This window comes from Kistimonas ophiarachnellae, assembly GCF_057552235.1.
Window position 1 is genome coordinate 198,036 of sequence record NZ_BAAJPA010000002.1, and the last position, 21,854, is coordinate 219,889.

Below are 21,854 nucleotides of genomic sequence, written 5' to 3' on the forward strand. Positions count from 1 at the left end.
CTCAAGCACTTTCACGGAAGAGTTCACGACCAATCAGCATGCGTCGTATTTCAGAGGTACCCGCACCGATCTCGTAAAGTTTCGCGTCGCGCAGATAGCGGCCAACAGGGTATTCATTGATATACCCATTTCCGCCTAGAATCTGGATCGCTTCAAGCGCCATCTGGGTGGCTTTTTCCGCACAATAAAGAATGACGCCGGCGGCATCCTTGCGAGTCGCTTCCCCGCGGTCACAAGCCTGCGCCACTGCATAGAGATAGGCACGGCAGGCACTCAGACCGGTATACATATCAGCCAGCTTGCCCTGAATAAGCTGAAATTCACCGATGGGCTGATCAAATTGTTTGCGGTCATGGACATACGGGATAACAGCATCAAGACAAGCCTGCATAATACCGACAGGACCACCACTCAGTACGACCCGCTCGTAATCCAGTCCGCTCATCAGCACCCGGACACCACCATTTTCTACGCCAAGAATGTTTTCGATCGGCACTTCACAGTCTTCAAAAACCAGTTCACAGGTGTTCGAACCGCGCATACCCAATTTGTCGAGTTTTTGAGCCTGGGAAAAGCCTTTGAAATCACGCTCAATAATGAATGCGGTAATACCCTTGGCATCCTTTTCCGGTGCGGTCTTGGCGTAGACAACATAGGTATTGGCATCCGGACCATTGGTGATCCACATTTTATTGCCATTGAGGATAAATCGGTCACCGCGTTTTTCGGCACGCAGTCGCATGCTAACCACATCAGAACCGGCACAGGGTTCACTCATGGCCAGTGCGCCAACGTGTTCACCGGAGATCAGATAGGGAAGGTATTTGTTTTTTTGTTCGTCGGTACCATTGAGTTTGATCTGGTTCACACACAAATTGGAGTGAGCGCCATAACTTAAGCCGACAGAGGCAGAAGCACGGCTGATCTCCTCCATGGCAATGACATGGGCGAGATAGCCCATATTGCTGCCACCCCATTGCTCAGGCACCGTGATGCCGAGTAACCCTATGTCACCGAACTTTTTCCAGAGATGGGCAGGGAAGAGGTTGTCTCGATCTACATCGGCAGCAATAGGCTGGATCTCCCTGGCTGCAAACTGCTGCACCTGTTCGCGCAGCATCTCCGTCGTTTCATCAAGACCAAAGTTCAAACTGCTAACCGGGGTATACATGTCGCCTCCTGGTTGGGATTTTGACCGTGCTTGACGGTTATTTTTATTGTTCAGATGCTTTGGCTGTATCGACAGAGCCTGTTAAGGCTTGTCGACAACGCTGTTCCGCTTCATCCAGCTCGTGTTGCATGATCTGAATATCATGAAGTTGTTGCTCGAGTGCAGCGCGATGTTCCGCAATCTTGTTCAGCATGACGAGTAGCTGCTTCTCATTGCCGGTATGCGGATCATAAAGTTCAAACAGCTCTTTGGATTCATCCAGACTGAAGCCGAGTCGCTTACCTCTCAGAATGAGCTTAAGCCGAACCCTGTCACCATGAGAATAAACACGGTTATGACCCTGGCGATCAGGAGCGAGAAGACCATGCTCCTCATAGAATCGTATCGCCCGGGTGGTGATATCAAATTCTTTTGCCAGTTCTGAAATGGTGTAGGTTTGGTTCATACCGAATGAAGAAAGCGATGACTATATTGTTATATTGTCAGTTAACATAGCTTACCTTTACGTTAACGTAAAGTTGAGGTGAGTATGAATGAAAGCAGATACGTCAGAAGCAGATAGAAGGGCTTCTGACGTGTAGAAACATTAAAGAGTGAATTCTGCCCAGACAGGGGCGTGATCTGATGGTTTTTCCATAGCGCGAATATCGTAATCGATACCTGCTGCTGAGAGTGACTGTATCAATGGGTTTGTAGCCAGAATTCCGTCAATTCTCAGACCCCGTTTAGGTTCACGCTCAAATCCTTTGGAGCGATAGTCGAACCAACTGAACTGGTCATCAATAGCAGGGTGGCAAACACGAAAAGTATCTTTTACTCCCCATGCCAGCAAGGATTGAAACCATTCGCGCTCTTCAGGCAAAAAACTGCATTTCCCGGTTCTGAGCCATCGCTTGGCGTTGTCCGGACCAATCCCAATATCTTTGTCTTCTGGCGAGATATTGAAGTCGCCCATAATAAGGATTGGATGACTGGGTTCATAAGATTGTTTCAGTAATGTCTGCAGATCATGATAAAAACGACGTTTATTGGGGAATTTGACCGGATGTTCGCGGCTTTCACCCTGCGGAAAATAACCATTAATAATAGAGAGCTTACTGCCGTCGCCTGTTGTGATATCAGCAACAATCAGTCGTTTTTGCGCATCGGATTTGTCAGAAGGGAAGCCTTTCAGGACTGAAACAGCTGGCATTTTGGTCAGTATGGCCACACCGTAGTGTGTTTTCTGGCCATGAAAAACCGCGTGATACCCAAGCGCCTCAATATCAGCCACGGGAAACTCTTCATCAGTCACCTTGGTTTCCTGGATACAAATGACCTCTGGCTGATGCTTGTCGATAATAGCCTGAAGCTGGTGTAGTCGCGTTCTGATACTGTTGGCGTTAAATGAAACGACTTTCATCTCCCTTACCCCGAGTCGACCTGTGAAATAGGGCAACTATACTGGATCGCTGGTTGCTATTCATTGTCTGTGGGTGGTCGTTGCGGTGATGACCATGCTATCTTGGAGTTGACGCCACCAGGACGGCGCCAGAAATAAAAAAAACAAGACTGGCTAAGCAGGAGCAGCTTTCAATGAGTGATTTCAATGGTGCAGAGGCAGAAGTCTCTGACGAAACCCGTACACTTTATCTGGATGGCAGTTTCAGTCGCCAGATCCGTTCATTACTGTATCACACATATCAGGATGACCCCGTTTATCAAACATTGTTTGAAGCAGGGCGCACAGGCTATAACCAGCGCATCAGGGCCTGTACCCGGGAACTGGCTTCCGGGTATTTTTCTGAGAATTTCCCGGTGGTGGGTGTCGTTAAAAATGATCGTCTGATCGCCACAGCCTTTGTCGCCAAATCTGCAGCAAACGCAGAATTTGCTGACCGGTTCTTTTGGCGCTGCAAAATGATTTTGACGGTCGGCTATGCAGGAACCGAAAAATACCTGGCCTTCTTGAAAAGCATTCAGCAATTAATGCCCGATTCACCTCACTATTATCTACCACTGATCGGCGTGCATCCCGATTTTCAGCATCAAGGGCATGGAAGGCAGTTACTGGATGCCGTTCATAACCTTTGCGATCTGGATCAGCAGTCCAAAGGGGTGGGACTGAACACATCCAACCCGGAGATGCTGCCATTTTTTGAATCCATGGGTTATCTCAAAACGGGCGAATTCAGTGTCGGTGGTGGTATTTCGGAGACAGTATTGTTCAGGGATAAATAATCCATATTTAACATAATATAGATTATGCGCAATTAAACCATTTACATTCTGAATAAGAATTATTGGCGACCTTTAACATTGACAGGTCGTTTCGTCTGCTATTGCAGCATCTTTTAACACTATGAAACATAAATGAATATATTTTCAGAATTTTATAGCGTTCAATTTGCAAAAAATGCAGATGTCTGCCTACTATTTATTCAAAAGATGTGTGTTGTGATGCCGCCCAGATACTGAGGGAATCATTGCAGCAACGCTTTTCTTTACCTGTCTAAACGACAAAGTGAATGTACTACACTGATGCGGTAACGGATAACCAAGAGGATAAAACGAACCATGACCCTTAATGGCCTGATCAAATTGACCTCATTACTCCAGGAGCCACCTCTGACCATTATCCAGTGGCAGATACTCTTGGTTGTTGCAGAAAACCCGGGTGAAACCATCACTGACCTGGTCAATGACGGCAAGCTGGACTGCGGAACCCCCAGCGATATTGCTGTAAGTGTTAAGCGTCTGGGTGAAGGTCGCCATGATCGTCCAGGACTCGGTCTGCTTAAAAAACAGCAGCATGAGGACGACGGTCGCTATTTCCGGCTTTCCCTGAGCCCAAAAGGCAAAAAGCTGGTTGAGAAGCTGAAGCAAAAACTGCGTACCATCAAGTAAACCGGCCATGCAGTACCGGTTTACTTGATGGACAGAATCATGCTTTCTGCTTTGCAACGTTTCGAGTCGAGGCCGTGGTGGCTTCCTTGAGTCCATCGGTATAGGCCTGCAGCTTTATGACTTCTTTTTCTAATTCAATGTTTGATTTTTGAAGCTGCTCGTAGGCATTAAGCTTTTTATTGATTATTTGAAGCGACCGCTCTAACTCGTGATTTTTTTCTGCGAACGTATTTAGCTCAGCAGCATTGCCCTGAAGTTTCTTAATTGATGCGACCAGGTCATCAGGCTTGCCCAGCATAAGGAAAATCGTCTCTGAGACAGTCGCCTTTTGCTCTAGTCCCTTTATTTGCTCATAGAGTTTTGCATTCTCTTCATGAACCTTATCGAGCGTTGTATCCAGACGGTTAACATCTTGCCGTGTTTCAGCCAGCTCACGCTCAACCTTGACGCTTTTTTCTTTTTCGCGTTCAAGTTGCTTGTTAAGGCGTTCTTTTTCACGGCGCTCACTATCAACGACGGACAGCCAGTGATTAAGCAGCTTTTGGCTTGCTTCATCAAGACGCTTTTCCTGCTCCTGAAGCGCCCTCTCCTTGCTGTCTTCGCTCGCTTGCAGTTTGCTTTCTAACGTTTCGAGTTGTTTTTCTGAAAAGCCTAATTGAGACTCAAGCTCTTTGACGCGTGAAAGCTGCTCACTATTAGTCTTCTCCAGCAGCTCTTTTTCCTGGCTTAAGGTCAGGTTTCGTTGCTCAAAGGTTTTTACCTGATCAGCTAAGGTTTGTATCTCTTGCTGTAGCTGACTGATGGTTTCAGTGAAGGCCTGACGCTGATCCTCCATCCCCTCTTCCAACTCCAGCAGCTGTGATGACTGTCTGAACTTATCCCGTGCAAGTTCTCGTTTTAGTGCCCGCATCAGCTCTGACGACAATTCAACACCTTCACTATCGCCGAGCACTTCCAATTCCTGCCATTCACGATAGAGCGGCAACACTGTCTGCTTCCCCATATTGACGGCAGCTGCCAGTTTCTGGGCTGTAATCTTTTCACCGGTTTCTTTCATTGCGTCTAGCGCACTAAACACCTTGGTCCGACGCAATCCGCTTTTATCTTGAGTCATTTCCGCACCTATAATACCAGTATTACAATACTGGTATTATAGGTATTATTTATATTCTCACAACACTAATTAAGTACCGGTAATATTAATTACCGGTACTTAATTGGTTTTTATTTCAATGTTTAAAGCGGCTGGGATAAGGGAGTAGAAGGAACATGCTCTAGACGGTGATTTGTGCTGATTGCTGCCAGATGAGCGGAAAAACACCGGTATGAGTTTGAGAAAAATTGCACTCCAGGTTATTCCCTGTAAATATCGACGAACGTAACGCCACATACGTTTGAGACGTTACGCCCTGCCCTACACTGCGAGTAACGATAGTTGGAACTTGAAGAGATTTACCGGCGCGATTTGAATTTACTGGTTGCGTTGAAAGTACTGCTCGAAGAAAACAGCGTGAGCCATGCAGCAATAAGGCTGAACCTGAGCCAATCCGCCATGAGCCGAATCCTGGGGCGTTTACGGGAACTGCTTGACGACCCATTATTCACGCGTAACGGTCAAAAACTGATCCCAACAGAACGCGCTCTTCAGTTACAGCAATCCCTGCACGATCCTCTGGAAGCCTTAAGGAAAGTTCTTTCACCCGAGAGCTTTAGGCCAGAACTATGCGAACAGCAATTCGTCATCGCCACAACCGACTATGCGATGCAGACCATTCTGCCTTTCGCTTTACCTCGGATATATAGTGAAGCGCCGGGGGTCTCGCTCGAATTTGTGCCATTACAGCACGACCAGCTGCCAACCCAGTTAACAACGGGGGGATGTGACATGGCGCTATGTCGTCCAACCGGTCCGGTTGCACCGCTGCATCAGGAAATACTGGGACTCGTTAGTGTTTTCTGCCTGCTTTCGCAACAACACCCCCAGGCAAATACGACCTTGACATTGGAAGCGTATCTCTCATGCCCCCATGCAATGATTGCTGTCAGTGACGGTGTTAAATCGCTGATTGATGAGGCCTTGAGAGGCTACCCTGATCGCCGGATGGTGCTTCGTGCTTATCATCTGGAAGCAGCCCTGGCAATTATCAATACAATGCCACTGATTATCACTGTACCTGCGGATCTAGCTTATCTTGCTGCCGACAGGCATAAGCTGGTCATCAAACCCCTGCCATTCGATTTCAAGCCCTTTGACTATTCCATGATATGGCATCCACGCTGCGAACATTCCGCAGCACAAATCTGGTTGCGACGCTTAGTGAAGGAAGAATGTGGACGCTTAATCACGAAGCGAATACACGAGATGGGATTTATCTAAAAGCAAAATGACAAAAAAAGGCCAGCAATGCCGGCCTTAAAATTATTTTATGAATGATTTATAGCTTGATCACTACACGACCGGTAACTTTGCCCTGGGTAATTGATTCCGCATAAGCAGGGACATCCTTAAGCTCAATTTCTTTACATGCCTGCTGATAGTAGCTTTCGGGCAGTAGTTCACTCAAACGGGCCCAGGCTTCCTGACGCTTACTGGTTGGACACATCACTGAATCTATACCCAGCAATTTCACACCACGCAAAATGAACGGCATAACAGTTGTCGGTAAATCAAATCCACCTGCAAGACCGCATGCGCTGACTGCACCACCATACTGAACCTGAGCCAGTAATTTGGCGAGGACATTGCTACCTACAGTATCAACAGCCCCTGCCCACAATTGATTTTCCAATGGGCGCGCAGGTTCTTCAAACGCGGATCGATCAATAATGCGGGAAGCACCCAGTCGGGTTAAAAGGCTTCGGTTTTCTTCAGAACGCCCTGACATAGCAACAACCTGATAACCTAACCTGGCAAGCAATGTCACGGCTACTGAGCCAACGCCTCCACTGGCACCCGTGACAAGAATGTCACCCTGATCCGGTGTGATACCTGCTTCAATTAATGCATCCACACACAGCATCGCGGTTAAGCCGGCAGTACCTATCATCATGGCTTTTTTTGCATCAAGACCATCAGGCAGCGCAACCAGCCAGTCGGCATTCACGCGCGCTTTTTCTGCCATGCCACCCCAGTGATTTTCTCCAACGCCCCAGCCAGTCAGCACCACTGAATCACCCTCTTTGTATCGGGCATCTGAGGATTCAGCAACTCGACCAGCAAAATCAATCCCCGGCACCATTGGGAATTGACGAATAATTTTACCTTTACCCGTAACCGCCAGACCGTCCTTGTAGTTGAGAGAGGAGTAATCGACCTCAACCAGCACATTCCCTTCCGGTAATTGTGCTTCATCAATTTCCGCCACTGAAGCTAGGGTTGCCCGATCAACCTGGTTTAGAACTAAAGCCTTAAACATTACCGTCAATACCAATGCTGTTTCATATCAATGGCAAAATTTTATTGAGATAGGCGTCATGATTAAAATGAAAGTTAATCATAAAATATATGATTATTATGCATAAATAGACAGTCCACATATTGGCCCGCCTCATTGTGAGAGTAAAAATTTTGCCTTTTTCTAAGCAGACCAGCAAATACAAAACTCAAAATAACCACCTGTATTTACCGACTATTGAACCAATAAGCAGTGCTAAAAACATCTTCGCCGCAGGTCAGAATTACCTCTTATCCATACATGCCAATATTTATCAATGAATTTCTACCTGGCCAACACCGCCTTCTACATGAAGCCCTAAAACGGCCGGTAAGCAACTCGACACTGGTACTTTTTGACCTGATGCAATATCAACAGATAAAAAACTACTGCAAAAGCGTTTCCATTTCATGGAACACGAAATCTTTAAACATCATTCAGGTTGCGCTCAACCTCAGAATACCCTTAAGCAAAAACAATAAGGTCAGATAACATTGCATTATCCGACCCAATCTATTCTATGAAGGCATAGTTAAAGGAGATGGGGAAACAATGACACCATTATTATCCGCATACACATAATCACCCGGCTTAAAGGTCACCCCTTTAAAGGTAACCGGTACATTAACTTCACCAATACCCTTTTTATCTGTTTTCATCGGATGCGAGCCCAGCGCCTGTACACCGAGAGGAAGCTGCGCAATTACATCAACATCGCGAATACAGCCATACATAATGATGCCTGCCCAGTCATTTTGGGCCGCCTTTTCTGCCAGCATATCACCCAGGCAGGCGCGACGCATGGAACCACCGGCATCAACCACCATGACCTTCCCTTGACCGTTTTCTTCAACCAGCTCTTTCACACGGGAATTATCTTCAAAGCATTTAACCGTGATGATTTCGCCACCAAACGAAAGTACGCCGCCATAATTGCGAAAGCCCGGTTCTACAACCTGGACCAGGTCAGGGTAAGCATCACACAGATCGGGTGTTACATATTGCATTGTTATTATCCTCAACGTCTGGTGGGGTGATTATTACATGGCGACCAAATTTCGCAATTCAATACTCGATGTTAGACAAGATAAGATCCAAGCTTCAGAGAGATACCCTTGGAGATGCTCTTACCGAGTAGAAATTCTTGCCTCTTTAGAGCACCAAACAAAAAGGGGTGAAGCATTTTGCCTCACCCCTTTTTATCACACTGATTAGTTAGTGCGATTTGCCTTAGTCGATCTTCTGATCTGCCAGGTAAAACCAGGTATCCAACACGGAATCCGGATTCAGGGAAACTGTTTCAATCCCCTCTTCCATAAGCCATTTGGCCAGATCCGGATGATCAGAAGGACCCTGACCACAGATACCGATGTATTTACCGGCCTTGCGGCACGCCTGAATCGCCATTGAAAGCATCGCCTTCACCGCTGCATTCCGCTCATCGAACAGGTGCGCGATGATACCGGAATCCCGATCCAGACCCAGGGTCAGCTGGGTCATATCGTTGGAACCGATAGAGAATCCATCGAAATACTCGAGGAATTCACTGGCAAGAATCGCGTTGGAAGGCAGCTCGCACATCATAATGACACGCAGGCCATTCTCGCCACGACGCAGGCCGTTTTCTGCCAGCAGATCAATAACCTGCTTGGCTTCACCAACGGTACGAACAAACGGGATCATCAGTTCGACATTAGTCAGACCCATTTCGTCACGCACCTTCTTCATGGCGCGGCATTCCAGCTCGAAACAATCGCGGAAGCTGTCAGACACGTAACGGGAAGCGCCGCGGAAGCCCAGCATCGGGTTCTCTTCTTCCGGTTCGTACAGACGACCACCGATCAGGTTCGCATACTCGTTGGATTTGAAGTCAGACATCCGGACGATGACTTTCTTCGGATAGAAGGCTGCCGCAATAGAGGCCACACCTTCCACCAGTTTCTCAACGTAGAAATCGACGGGGCTGCCATAACCGGAGATGCGCTTGTCAACGCTGCTGCGGATATCTGCAGGCAGGTTGTCATAGTTGAACAGCGCTTTCGGGTGAACACCGATCATCCGGTTAATGATAAATTCCAGACGCGCCAGACCTACGCCAGCGTTTGGCAGCGCGGCAAAGTCAAAGGCACGGTCCGGGTTACCGACGTTCATCATAATCTTGAACGGCAGATCCGGCATGCTGTCGACACTGTTGGTACGAATATCGAAGTCCAGCTTGCCTTCGTAGATCAGACCAGTATCACCTTCCGCGCAGGAAACGGTGACGTCCTGACCTTCCTGGAGCTTTTCAGTGGCATCGCCGCAGCCGACAACCGCAGGAATACCGAGCTCACGGGCAATGATCGCCGCGTGGCAGGTTCTGCCACCACGGTTGGTCACGATCGCTGAAGCGCGCTTCATGATCGGTTCCCAATCCGGGTCAGTCATATCAGTGACCAGTACATCGCCGGGCTGAACCTTGTCCATTTCGGCCAGGTTATGGATGACCTTGACCACACCGCTGCCGATTTTCTGACCGATACTGCGGCCTTCCACCAGAACCGTACCTTTTTCTTTCAGCAGGTAACGCTCCATGGTGTTGCCTTCGCTCCGGCTCTTAACCGTTTCCGGACGGGCCTGAACGATGTACAGCTGACCGTCATCACCATCTTTCGCCCATTCAATATCCATGGGGCGCTCGTAGTGCTTTTCGATGATCAGAGCCTGGCGAGCCAGGGCCTGTACTTCGTCATCGGTAATGGAGAACCGTTCGCGATCCGCTACGTCTACATCAATGGTTTTTACCGAACGGCCAGCGCTGTGGTTATCGGTATACATCATCTTGATTGCCTTGCTGCCCAGGTTGCGGCGCAGAATGGCGTGCCGACCCGCTTCAAGGGTGGTCTTGTGAACGTAGAATTCGTCAGGGTTAACGGCACCCTGCACAACGGTTTCACCCAGACCATAAGAGGAGGTAATGAATACCGCGTCACGGAAACCGGATTCGGTATCCAGGGTGAACATAACGCCAGAAGCCGCAGTTTCACTGCGCACCATGCGCTGGATACCGGCAGACAGCGCCACTTCACGGTGATCAAAGCCCTGGTGCACCCGGTAGGCGATCGCACGGTCATTGAACAGTGAAGCGAAGACTTCTTTTACGGCGTGGATGACATTGTCATAACCGCGAATATTGAGGAAGGTTTCCTGCTGGCCTGCAAAGGAGGCATCGGGCAGGTCTTCGGCGGTAGCAGAGGAACGAACCGCAACAGAGAGGTTCTCATTACCGTTCTGCAGGCTGGTGAAAGCAGTGCGGATGGCATCTTCCAGCGCAGGCTGGAACGGCTCATCCATGACCCACTGGCGGATATTGGCGCCAGCCTCGGCCAGTGCGCGGACATCGTCCACATCCAGGGTGTCGAGCAGCGAGTGAATGCGTTCATTCAGGCCGCTCTTTTCCAGAAACTCCCGGTACGCCTTTGCGGTGGTAGCAAACCCTCCGGGAACAGACACCCCGGCGCCCGCCAGGTTGCTGATCATCTCCCCCAGAGAGGCGTTCTTGCCGCCCACACGTTCAACGTCACCTGCTCCCAGGTGCTCAAAGGCAATTACATACTCTTCCAAGGTATCACCCCCTGATTTGGAACTTTATCCGGGTTCCCGGCAAAAAAGTCAGTGGCTCGAACAAGGTCGCACAAGTATAAACGCAAAATGCGAAGGTTCGGAGCCCTTTGTCAGCAACGTCAGATGGCCGTACTATACGACCAGCAGACACTGGTTGTGAATCCCGTCACCAAGGATTGGGGACTTTTACCTATCTGAAAGCGCGTCTTTTTAACATGAACAAACAGCCAGTGCCTATGATTTTTGTCAGTTTTTCTGGCAGTTGGGCACATTTGAAGCCACTTCCGTGGTCTGGAACACAGGAATGAAACGCAAAGTCTATTTTATCTCGGACGGTACCGGCATTACCGCGGAATCTTTTGGCAAGAGTCTGTTGGCGCAGTTTGACCATATCGACTTCGATAACCTCACCCTGCCCTACGTGGATACCCCGGAAAAAGCCCAGGCGGTTGTCGCCGACATTAATCGGCAGGCAGAAAACAGCGCGCACAAGCCACTGCTGTTCAGCACCATTATTGATGAGCAGATCAGCGAAATCATGAAAGGCGCCAACGCTTATACGACGGATATTTTTCAGGCGTTCATGCCCGGCCTGGAGCAGGAACTGCGCCAGCACGCCATGCACAAGATTGGCCAGAAGCGCGCCATCACCGCCAACACCCAATACAACCAGCGGATTGATGCTGTCCATTTTGCCCTGGACAACGACGACGGTGCGAAAACCCGCTATTACGATAAGGCAGACATCTTAATTATTGGTGTATCCCGATGCGGCAAGACCCCCACCTGCCTGTACATGGGCCTGCAGTTCGGTATTCGCGCAGCAAACTACCCGATCACTGAAGATGATCTGGATATGATGCGCCTGCCCGCCATCCTCAAAGAGCACAAAAACAAACTGTTTGGCCTTACCATTGATGCCGAACATCTTGCTGCCATTCGTAACGAACGCCGACCCAACAGCCGTTATTCTTCAAGCCGTCAGTGCGAAATGGAAGTGAATGAAGTGGAGTTGATGTTCCAGCGGGAAAATATCCCCTATATCAACACGACCCGTTACTCTGTGGAAGAGATCGCCACGCGCATTATTGCCCAGACCGGCATTGAGCGTCGGTTGAAATAAGTCCGCAACTTGTAAAGATAAAAAAACGCCCAGATTTCGGCTGGGCGTTTTCTATTGCGATTTAAATCACAAACAAATCCATGAACGCATTAACTGGTGTCGCTTCCAACTTCGCCTGATCCTTGCACAGGTCAAAGATTGCGTCACAACGACCAGCCGGGAAACGGGTCGCCAGGTTAGCCTTGAACTTGGCTTCCAGCAGCGGGATACCCTCTTCACGACGGCGGCGGTGACCGATGGGATACTCAACCGCCACTTTCTCTGTGCTCGAACCATCCTTGAAAAACACCTGGATCGCGTTCGCAATAGAGCGCTTCTCCGGCTCGTGGTACTCACGGGAATAACGCTCATCTTCCAGGATGACCATCTTCTCACGGAGTTCATCAATTTCAGGATGCGCCGCATGGAAATCGTCTTCATAGTGCTCAGCCACCAGGTTACCAAACAGCAGCGGCACAGCAGTCATATACTGGAGACAATGATCGCGGTCAGCGGCATTGGCCAGCGGGCCAACCTTGGAGATGATCCGGATTGCGGATTCATGGGTGGTAATTTCAACCCGCTCAATCTCATCAATACGTCCCTTCACCTGATCATGCAGACGAACAGCGGCTTCAGCGGCAGTCTGGGAATGGAACTCGGCCGGGAATGAAATCTTGAAGAGCACATGCTCCATGACATAACTGCCATAAGGGCGCTGGAACTTGAATTCCTGTCCTTTGAACAGCACATCATAAAAGCCCCACTTGGGCGCACTCAGTACACCGGGAATACCCATCTCGCCACGCATGGCGATATCCGCCAGGCGTACGGCTCTTGAGGTTGCATCACCGGCCGCCCAGGACTTACGGGAACCGGCATTCGGCGCATGGCGGTAGGTACGCAGAGACTGTCCATCCACCCAGGCATGGGACAGCGCTGCCAGCAACTGATCACGGTTTGCACCCTTGAGTTTTGCAACAACAGCCGTTGAGGCCACCTTCACCAGCACCACGTGATCCAGACCAACCCGGTTATAACTGTTTTCCAGCGCCAGGCAGCCCTGAATCTCATGGGCCATGATCATGGCTTCCAGCACATCGCGCATGGTCAGGGGTGCCTGACCATTGGCCATCCGGCTCTGGGACAGGTAATCGGCCGTCCCCAGGATGCCACCGAGGTTATCAGAAGGATGGCCCCACTCTGCCGCCAGCCAGGTATCGTTGTAATCCAGCCAGCGGATAATGCAGCCAATATCCCAGGCGGCTTTTACCGGATCCAGACGGAATGATGTGCCCGGAACACGTGAACCGTGAGGAACCACTGTTCCTTCAACGATGGGGCCAAGATGCTTGGTACACTCAGGAAAGCGTAGCGCCAGCAGACCACAGCCCAGGGTATCCATCAGGCAGTTACGGGCGGTATCCAGCGCCTCTTCGGACTCAATCTTGTAATTAAGAACATAATCAGCGATATCCTGCAGTACCTGGTCGTAATCAGGACGCTCATTTACATCAACGTTTGCACTCATTGTTTTCTCTGACTTCTGGTTGTAAGACGTTATTAATGCAGCATTACGGTTATTAGCGTTCTTCTACGCCAACCCAGGCGCGTGGCTCCGGGCCGGTATACTCAGCCGATGGCCGGATAATCCGGTTGTTAGCGCGTTGCTCCATCACATGAGAAGCCCAGCCGGTCAGCCGTGAACAGACAAAGATCGGCGTAAACAGCTTGGTTGGAATACCCATGAAGTGATAAGCCGAGGCATGGAAGAAGTCCGCATTCGGAAACAGCTTCTTTTCATCCCACATGACCTGCTCAATGATTTCCGATACCGGATACAGCACGGTATCACCCACTTCATCGCCCAGAACCTTTGACCACTCCTTGATGATGCCGTTTCGTGGATCAGAGGTTTGGTAGATCGCATGCCCGAAGCCCATGATCTTGTCCTTGCGTTCCAGCATGCCAAGAATGGCTTCCTTGGCGTCTTCCGGCGACTGGAAGCGCTCGATCATCTCCATGGCCGCTTCGTTGGCGCCGCCATGCAACGGTCCACGAAGCGAACCGATTGCCGCCGTGATACAGGAATGCATATCCGACAGCGTGGACGCACAGACCCTTGCCGTAAACGTCGATGCATTGAACTCATGTTCTGCATAAAGAATCAGGGACGCATCCATACAGCGACGATGATTTTCCGCCGCCTTTTTACCGTGCAGCAGATGCAGGAAATGCCCGGCAATGGAGTCATCATCCGTTTCTGTTTCAATACGGACGCCATCATGGCTGAACCGGTACCAGTAAAGGAGAATGGAGGGAAATGCGGCCAGCAGACGATCCGTGACATCCTGCTGCTGGCTGAAATCGGTTTCGGTTTCGAGGTTACCCAGCATGGAGCATCCGGTCCGCATGACATCCATGGGATGCGCATCCGCAGGAATCAATTCCAGGCACTGCTTCAGCGGTTCAGGCAGCCCACGTAAACCCTGCAGCTTCCTTTTGTAATTTGCGAGTTCTTCACTGTTCGGCAACTCACCGTGAAACAACAACCAGGCGATTTCCTCGAACGTGCCGTATTTCGCCAGCTCATGGATGTCGTAACCCCGGTAAGTGAGGCCGGTGCCGCTTTTGCCCACGGTACAGAGTGCCGTCTGTCCTGCCGTCTGGCCGCGGAGGCCGGCGCCGGTCAGTTTTTTCTCAGCCATACGTGCTCCCTCTGGTTCTTGTGTGTAAGAGACGTCGTTAAGAATTGTTGCTAACGCGTTGTTCTGCCAGTTTATTCTTCGCCCTTTTCGGCAAACAGACGGTCGATGGTCTGCTCATAGGCGTGGTAATCCAGGAAATCGTACAGGTCCATCCGGGTTTGCATGGTGTCGACCACCCGGGTCTGATCACCCTCTTTCAGCAGGTGCTGATAGACGTTCAGTGCCGCCTGGTTCATGGCGCGGAATGCACTTAACGGATAAAGCACCATGGCAATACCGGCATCCCCCAGTTCCTGGCAATTGAATAATGGTGTTTGCCCAAACTCAGTAATGTTAGCCAGAACCGGCACCTTCACAGCCTCAACAAAACGACGGTAATCGTCCAGTGTCTGCATGGCTTCCGGAAAGATCATATCGGCCCCCGCATCGACACAGAGACAGGCACGCTCGATGGCGGCATCCATGCCTTCGACGGCCAGCGCATCGGTACGGGCCATAATGACAAAGCTTTCATCGGTACGGGCATCCACCGCCGCCTTGACCCGGTCGACCATTTCTTCCTTGCTGACAATGGCTTTGTTCGGACGATGACCACAGCGCTTCTGGGCCACCTGGTCTTCGATATGAACAGCTGCCGCGCCTGCCCGGGTCATTTCCCTGATGGTCCGGGCAATATTGAACGCGCCGCCCCACCCCGTGTCGATATCGACCAGCAGTGGCAGACTGCTGGCCGCCGTGATCCGACGCACGTCTTCCAGCACATCATTCATGGACGTCATGCCCAGGTCCGGCAAACCGTAGGAAGCGTTGGCGACGCCGCCACCAGAGAGATAAATCGCCTGATGCCCTGTTTTTTCAGCCATCATGGCGCAATAGGCATTGATGGTGCCCACCACCTGCAGTGGGCTGTTTGCTTCAACGGCCTTGCGAAACTTCTGGCCGGGGGTCAGTTCGGTCATACGCGGTATCCTGTTGTTCGTGCAGTCGTTGTCATCGCTACTGTTTTAGTACAGCCTGCCCCGCTGTCACGGTGGCGCAGCCTCGAATCCTGGTTGAATGCGTTCTTCCAGCCGGTTACGGGAGACACGGATATGCCGGCGCATCAGCAATTCCGCCAATTCGCCATCCCGATCCGCCAGGGCATCAATAATCTGCTGGTGTTCTGTCAATGCTCTCAGGGGACGGTTCTGTTGCGTGCTGAACCGGTAGCGATACATGCGAATCAGGTGGTAAAGCTCACCGCAGAGCAACTCGACGAGCTTGCGATTGCCCGAGGCGCTGATAATCCGGTAATGAAAATCCAGGTCGCCTTCCTGCTGGAAATAGGCAACGCCGTCCTTGAGTTCGGACTGTTCGCGATGCTGATCCAGCAAACGACGCATATCGTCAACCTGGGCCCGGGTCATATTGGCTGCCGCCAGGCGACAGGCCAGCCCTTCCATGACTTCACGGATATGGTAGATATCAAGGAGTTCTTCGGTAGAAAGAGAGACTACACGGGTGCCGCTGTGGGGTTCACGAATCACCAGCTTGCAGCCTTCAAGACGACGGATGGCCTCACGCAGGGGGCCACGGCTGATACCGTACTGTTCCGCCAGCCCGGATTCACTGAGCTTGCTGCCTCCCGGAATATCACCACGCACAATGGCACGCTGGATGAGCGTGAACACACGGTCGGACAATGTGCGGGGTTCAGGGGCATTCATGGAATGGTCATTATTGTTGACAATTATTTTATCCGGCGGAGCTTATATACGTATATACCGAACGTCAAGCGCTACATTGTCAACAATGTACGCGTTAGCAGCCGCACTAACTGGCCCGATTGCTGTCTCATACAGGTGCAGTTTATTTATGGGAAACCCGGCAATAGCAATGGAGAGAACAGATTCACCATCAGGCTCTACCGGTGAACCCATGTGGGCAACCTGGACTAAAGAGCAATTCATCCCTGCAAAGCCACAACCGCTGAAGCCTGAAACCTCTGCTGACAATTTACCGGGCTTTTCCCGCCATACAGCAACAACCTTGTTGCCAGAAAGAGGGTGGCCAGTGATATGTCAGCCGCCATCCTTGCTGAAAGCACCGGAGGCAGGTGGAGGGGAAGAATTGAGAGAACCTCCAGGAAACCAGAGGCCTGAAACAGTAGGACAATTACCGTTACCCCCGACAGGTACCGTTAGGTTCGGCACCCCGAAAGGGCTGGCGACGGGTCAAGCCGCCTTGGTAGAACCAGTTTCAGAAGGAGCAGGCACATCGAAAGAGCCGTCGAAGAAACAGCCCGGAACCCGTGTCACCCATGCAGATTGTGATCAATGCCCAAGCACTTTTCCATCGGTAGAGAAATTGTGGAGCCATCAATCGCATTTTCATCAGGGCAAACAATACCTCTGTGAAGTGTGTGGAAAATGCTTTAAACAAGGCCACCTGCTACGAGACCACGCCAATACACATACCGGAAACAAACCTTACTCGTGCCAGGATTGCGACAAATGCTTTGCCAGTTCAGCGGGTCTGACAAGACACAAACGCACTCACAGGCAAGACCGGCTTTACACTTGTAGATACTGTGGAAAGGGTTTTAAAAGTAAACCCGGCCTTAATGTACACGAGAACCTTCACACAAAAGAGAAGCGCTACCAATGTGGAAAGTGCAAGCAACTCTTCTCCGATTCATCCAGCCTGGCAAGGCACAGGCACCTTCATTCAGACCAGAAAAATCATATTTGCACACTATGTAAAAAAGCGTTCTCCCGAAAAGACCATTTAAAGGGTCACCTGAAAACTCACGCAAAAACCTAACCCGGGAAATGAAACAGGTTCCCGGTCAAAGCCAGCTTACTTGAGAAATGTCACCTCAAAGGAGCCGGTGGAGGCATGCTGCCGAACCACCATACCCTCTTCAGCCACGACCGGCGCCATATCCAGCGGCCGGGCGAAAGGTTTGTTATCGAGGGTTTGCTGTTGCAGGGCCTCTTCCGTGGTCATGACCACCACATAGCGCTCACCTAACAGGGGTTTTATCGCAACAATGCCTTCAATGTAGGCATAGCTGTGCCAGGTTTCGGGATTCAAGCGGTAGATCGCGTCGGTGACAAGCCGGGTCGGTCGCCGGGCGGCATCCAGAAATAGCAGGCTGGGATACATCACGTCCTGGTTGGAAAAACTCCGCACACGAATGGCTGAACTGGGCTTGTCAGCCGGGATCACATAACCACTGTAGTAACTCATGCCTGTCGGAAAATCGAACAGCGGCGTAAAGCGATTAAATTCATCATATTTCGCCTGGTCGACACCGGGGTTTTCAAAATCTCGCACATCCATCTGGATGCAGCAGCCGTCGCTAAAGGCTTTTGCCAGCTCGGCATCACGCGCCCGTTGCGGTTTTCGTCGCTGTTCACGGTCTGCATCCAGAACCCCTGCCAGTTCAGGGCTCAGGGCAACATGCCGGGTTTTGGGTGCAGGCAGCGCTTTCAGCAATAACTCATTGCCATCGGTAAAATCATGGTTGCGACTGCCAATCCCCGGCAGCCTGGGACGCTTGAAAGCCTGTGCCCGCTGCCCAGTGGTAATTGCGGTGTTCTGGATACGCCCTTGTGCATCGGTCCAGGTGTAATACGGCTGGCCATTTTCGCTGCGGACAAAACCGCGCCCTTCCAACACATCCGCATCCACATAACTACTGGCGCGCTCGCCGGAGCCAAGTACATATTGATCACGGGGTTTGATATCGGATTGATCTGAATAGAAGCTGCTTTGAACCGTACCGTCAGCATCTACCCAGGTGAAATAACGACGTTTTTTTTCGGATGTCGGCGAAAAATTCTGGTAGGCAATAGAACCGGGGTTATCGTAGGGGTCTATATAACTGGACAGGCTGATACGGTGGCGAACCTCGTCCTGCTGCTCCTTGAATTTTTCATCCAGAAACAGGTTTCGCACCTTACCGGTCTCATCGATATAAGTGAAATAGCGTTCCGCGCTTTTAGCCGGTAATACCACAAGCCCCGCCATCACACTCAAAACAAGCAAACTGCCGGAACAGCACCGGGTTGTTATTCTCATACTGCCGCCCTCCCGGAGGTTATCATCCCTGCCTGGCGCCCGGCTTTCAAGCCCATTGGCGTCAGAAACGGGTCCGGTAAGAAAGAGAGAAGATATAGGCGTTAACGCTGGTCTCAAGATCCATCCCCGCGTAGGGGTTGTAGACCAGGTCGGTAAGGCCGTCACAGTTGACGTTACAGCTGGTGCCCGCCGGAATTTCCTGTTTCGACCAGAAGTACTGGAAACCGACATCCACCACGGATTCCTTGTCCCACTGGTAACCAAACCCCAGCCCGATGATATGGGCATCACCCAAAGGCGCCATGATATCGGCCTTGTCCGCGGGAATGGACGACGGCCGGTTCTCATACCCCCAGCGCAGGCTCAGGCGGCTGCTGACATCGTATTCAAACCCGATCGCCCAGCTCCACTTGCTCTCGTAGCCCCGCGGCATGACGATCTTGTTGGGCTGGGCATTGGCCGGCGCCAGGATGCTGGCGAACTGCATGGCCATCACCTGCCGGTCAAACTCGATCACAAAGTTGTCCCAGACATCGTAGTCGGTCCACTTCAGGTCGAAGTTCATGGTCAGTTTCGGGGTCAGGTCGATGCTCACCCCGCCGGACAGGTGCTGGGGATAGGTGAGCTTCATGGAGGCAATGCCCTCCTCCTTCTGCTTGGCACTGATCGGCCCGACCAGCGCCGCCCCGAAGATCGAGGGGTTGTAGTAACCGGCAAAGCCTTTCATGAACTCGAAGAAATCCTCGGAATACTCAAAGGAATAGTTACCCTTGAGATTCATCTTCGCATCACTCTGATAAACCAAACCAAAGCGCAGCCAGTCGTAGGGTTTCCAGCGCAGGCCGAGGTTGTAGGTCGGCGACAGGGTTTCAGTCATTTCCAGGGACATATCTGCCATATTGGCAAAAGGGTTTGCGTTCCCCTGGCAGATATCCAGGAAAATAGCGGTCAGAATATCAATGCCCGGTGTCTCACAGAACAGGGTCTGGATGGCCGGGTTCGCGTTGAGGGCCAGCAGGTCGTTGGGACTCCGGAATTTCTGCTCCATCGCCAGTGCCTGGTGGGAAAAACCGATGGACAGGCCTACGTCCAGCTGGTCGTTGATTTTGTAACCGATGGACGGTGAAAGATAAGTAATTCGCTGCAGCGCCACCCGCTGTCCCTGGAACGCGGCAGGATCACCGTCTTCCCGTGCAAAGCCGAGTGCCATCGGTGCATAGAGATTGTTGGCGAAGGTGAACTTGGAGCCCGGCGGATTGAACGACACGCCGTTCAGCGGCGCCACTAGGGCAGGCATGGTCTGCAGGCCGATGCCGGGGATGTACATGGCCGGTGTCGCGGTCTGGCTCTGGTCATAGACGACGGGATCATCGTCCGCATCAAAGCCGAAGAAATCATAATTATCGCCGGGCTCGAACTCGGCGCGGATATCCATGTAGGCGGCGATCACCTTGGTTTCGATCTGCCGCCCTTTCAGGTCAACCAATCCGGCGGGGTTGTAATGGACATTGTCCATGCCGACAAAATCCGCGGTCACCGCGTTGGCCATGGCCATGGCCTTGGGATTGCCGATGGTCAGGTTCTGGGCCATCTGGGCCTTTACCTGCACGGACATCGCCAGCGGCAGTAACAGTGACGCCAGCCACCCGGGCCTGAAATAACCTGAAAGCGTTCTGATCATACTGCGTTTTCTTCTTTTTGTTATTCGATCAGCTGTTGGCCGGCCTATGCCTGTGCTTGCTGACAGGCGTCAACGCGGCAACCCCTACTCTCTACTCTGCCTTGAGACCTTCCAGATCCAGCGGCAGCGAGAAGCCCAGCAGGATATCCGGGGAATCCTCGGTCAGGCCAAAACCGGCGTTGATGTTCACGATATAGGTCGGCGACATCCGCAGCCCCAGCGACATATTGATAATGCCCGAGGTGCTGGACGGAGAATCCACGCTCCGGCCGTCCTTGAAGGTGAACACGCTCTCCCGGCTGTAGGACATCTGGTAAGACGCGCTCATGGACACGTCGTAGGACAGCGAATAGGCAAAGCCCATGTTCATGGAGTAACTGTCGCCCGGGTTCACCGATGACAGGGTCAGGCTGTCCTGGTTGGGGTTGAGGTTCCGGTTGGTGGGATCGCCCTGGTACTGGTTCAGGCCGGTTTCCTTGAAATTCATGTTGTAACCCACCGAGCCGAACAGCACCACCGGGTCGAGCACGTGGGACAGGCTGGCGCCGAAGCCCAGTGAGAAATAACCGCTGCCGGTGGAGAGATCCTTGTCCGGGTTGATCTCGTAGGGGCTCTCGCCGGTTTTCAGGTTGAAGGAACTGTTCAGGGTCAGCGAAGGCCTGCCGGGACGCACCTCGAACGGCTGCCAGCGCAGGCTCAGGCCGACATCGCCAATGCCGTAAACGGTTTTCTCTTTGCTGATATAGCTGCCGGATGACACCGATTTGTTCTCGGAATACTTGGCAACCAGGGGAATCCGCACCGAGAAGGTCAGGTTATCCCAGATACCGTAATCAAAGCTGAAGGTGTTGGTGAACGTATGGTCGGTGGTGTTGCGGACGAAATTGGTGACCACCTCGGTGTTATTGGTGCCGGTGGCGTTGGCAAAATCGATCCGGGCGTCACGGGTATTGGAATAATTGAAGGAATAGGTCAGGCGGCTGTCGCCGGATTTGAGCAGCGAATAACTTTTCTCCGCCGCCTGGAACACCTCTTCGAGCTGCTTGCTCTGGTCGGCGTCACCGTCCTGTTTGGCCAGGGCGCTGCGGGCGTCTGATGAATTGGCGGCGGCAGCGTACCCGGTCCAGGCCAGGCCGCCAAGGGCAATTCCCATGGTTAACGCAGAAATGCGAAACTTCATCCTGATACGCTCTTGTTATTGTTA

18 protein-coding genes are annotated in these 21,854 nt (G+C 51.5%); 4 read left to right on the forward strand and 14 right to left on the reverse strand.

Going from position 1 to position 21,854, the window contains the following annotated elements; translation table 11 throughout:
• Position 1: 1 nt before the first annotated feature.
• The 3 genes from AC27K1_RS03125 to xthA all read right to left on the reverse strand — a co-directional run bounded on the left by AC27K1_RS03125 (position 2) and on the right by xthA (position 2,573).
• Positions 2 to 1,171: an isovaleryl-CoA dehydrogenase gene (locus AC27K1_RS03125; RefSeq protein ID WP_487148228.1), complete on the reverse strand. Its 1,170-nt coding sequence runs from the start codon at positions 1,169 to 1,171 to the stop codon at positions 2 to 4.
• A 43-nt stretch (positions 1,172 to 1,214) separates the two neighbouring features.
• Positions 1,215 to 1,616 carry a MerR family transcriptional regulator gene (locus AC27K1_RS03130; protein ID WP_487148230.1) on the reverse strand — a complete coding sequence of 134 codons (402 nt, stop codon included), beginning with the start codon at positions 1,614 to 1,616 and terminating at the stop codon, positions 1,215 to 1,217.
• Between the two features lie 141 nt (positions 1,617 to 1,757).
• Positions 1,758 to 2,573, reverse strand: coding sequence for an exodeoxyribonuclease III (xthA, locus tag AC27K1_RS03135; protein ID WP_487148232.1), 816 nt, complete (start codon positions 2,571 to 2,573; stop codon positions 1,758 to 1,760).
• A gap of 173 nt (positions 2,574 to 2,746) precedes the next feature.
• Here xthA and AC27K1_RS03140 point away from each other — a divergent pair, with 173 nt between their 5' ends.
• Complete coding sequence (locus AC27K1_RS03140; RefSeq protein WP_487148234.1) at positions 2,747 to 3,391, forward strand: GNAT family N-acetyltransferase; 645 nt, start codon at positions 2,747 to 2,749, stop codon at positions 3,389 to 3,391.
• A gap of 336 nt (positions 3,392 to 3,727) precedes the next feature.
• Positions 3,728 to 4,057: a MarR family winged helix-turn-helix transcriptional regulator gene (locus AC27K1_RS03145; protein ID WP_395178520.1), complete on the forward strand. Its 330-nt coding sequence runs from the start codon at positions 3,728 to 3,730 to the stop codon at positions 4,055 to 4,057.
• 37 nt (positions 4,058 to 4,094) lie between these two features.
• Here the strand turns inward: AC27K1_RS03145 and AC27K1_RS03150 are convergent, their stop codons facing one another.
• Complete coding sequence (locus tag AC27K1_RS03150) at positions 4,095 to 5,171, reverse strand: DNA-binding protein (RefSeq protein WP_487148235.1); 1,077 nt, start codon at positions 5,169 to 5,171, stop codon at positions 4,095 to 4,097.
• Between the two features lie 321 nt (positions 5,172 to 5,492).
• On the opposite strand from AC27K1_RS03150, the gene AC27K1_RS03155 reads away from it, so the two are divergent.
• Entirely contained in the window at positions 5,493 to 6,434 is a 942-nt protein-coding gene (locus AC27K1_RS03155) for a LysR family transcriptional regulator (RefSeq protein WP_487148236.1), read from the forward strand.
• A gap of 58 nt (positions 6,435 to 6,492) precedes the next feature.
• On the opposite strand, the gene acuI is transcribed toward AC27K1_RS03155, so the two are convergent.
• From acuI to ppsA, 3 genes are all read right to left on the reverse strand, one after another.
• Positions 6,493 to 7,473: an acrylyl-CoA reductase (NADPH) gene (gene acuI / locus AC27K1_RS03160; RefSeq protein ID WP_487148237.1), complete on the reverse strand. Its 981-nt coding sequence runs from the start codon at positions 7,471 to 7,473 to the stop codon at positions 6,493 to 6,495.
• A gap of 536 nt (positions 7,474 to 8,009) precedes the next feature.
• Complete coding sequence (gene rraA, locus AC27K1_RS03165) at positions 8,010 to 8,498, reverse strand: ribonuclease E activity regulator RraA (RefSeq protein WP_487148238.1); 489 nt, start codon at positions 8,496 to 8,498, stop codon at positions 8,010 to 8,012.
• Between the two features lie 223 nt (positions 8,499 to 8,721).
• Positions 8,722 to 11,094: a phosphoenolpyruvate synthase gene (ppsA, locus tag AC27K1_RS03170; protein WP_487148240.1), complete on the reverse strand. Its 2,373-nt coding sequence runs from the start codon at positions 11,092 to 11,094 to the stop codon at positions 8,722 to 8,724.
• Positions 11,095 to 11,398: 304 nt separating this feature from the next.
• Between ppsA and ppsR the strand changes: the two genes are divergently transcribed.
• The gene (gene ppsR, locus AC27K1_RS03175; protein ID WP_487148241.1) at positions 11,399 to 12,217 is read left to right on the forward strand and encodes a posphoenolpyruvate synthetase regulatory kinase/phosphorylase PpsR; all 819 of its coding nucleotides are present in this window, start codon (positions 11,399 to 11,401) and stop codon (positions 12,215 to 12,217) included.
• 61 nt (positions 12,218 to 12,278) lie between these two features.
• Here ppsR and prpD read toward each other — a convergent pair whose 3' ends face one another.
• From prpD to AC27K1_RS03210, 7 genes are all read right to left on the reverse strand, one after another.
• Positions 12,279 to 13,727 carry a 2-methylcitrate dehydratase gene (gene prpD, locus AC27K1_RS03180; RefSeq protein ID WP_487148242.1) on the reverse strand — a complete coding sequence of 483 codons (1,449 nt, stop codon included), beginning with the start codon at positions 13,725 to 13,727 and terminating at the stop codon, positions 12,279 to 12,281.
• 52 nt (positions 13,728 to 13,779) lie between these two features.
• On the reverse strand, positions 13,780 to 14,904 hold the full coding sequence (gene prpC / locus AC27K1_RS03185) for a bifunctional 2-methylcitrate synthase/citrate synthase (protein ID WP_487148243.1): 1,125 nt from the start codon (positions 14,902 to 14,904) through the stop codon (positions 13,780 to 13,782).
• A 71-nt stretch (positions 14,905 to 14,975) separates the two neighbouring features.
• Positions 14,976 to 15,863, reverse strand: a complete 888-nt coding sequence (gene prpB / locus AC27K1_RS03190) for a methylisocitrate lyase (protein ID WP_487148245.1) — start codon at positions 15,861 to 15,863, stop codon at positions 14,976 to 14,978.
• 66 nt (positions 15,864 to 15,929) lie between these two features.
• Positions 15,930 to 16,610, reverse strand: coding sequence for a GntR family transcriptional regulator (locus AC27K1_RS03195; RefSeq protein ID WP_487148246.1), 681 nt, complete (start codon positions 16,608 to 16,610; stop codon positions 15,930 to 15,932).
• A 1,132-nt stretch (positions 16,611 to 17,742) separates the two neighbouring features.
• A complete protein-coding gene (locus AC27K1_RS03200; protein ID WP_487148247.1) occupies positions 17,743 to 18,969 on the reverse strand; it encodes a MalM family protein in 1,227 nt (408 codons plus the stop codon).
• A 61-nt stretch (positions 18,970 to 19,030) separates the two neighbouring features.
• Positions 19,031 to 20,650 (reverse strand): outer membrane protein transport protein, encoded by a 1,620-nt coding sequence (locus AC27K1_RS03205; RefSeq protein WP_487148248.1) that lies wholly within the window; start codon positions 20,648 to 20,650, stop codon positions 19,031 to 19,033.
• A 91-nt stretch (positions 20,651 to 20,741) separates the two neighbouring features.
• Positions 20,742 to 21,830, reverse strand: a complete 1,089-nt coding sequence (locus AC27K1_RS03210) for a transporter (protein WP_487148250.1) — start codon at positions 21,828 to 21,830, stop codon at positions 20,742 to 20,744.
• Positions 21,831 to 21,854 lie beyond the last annotated feature (24 nt).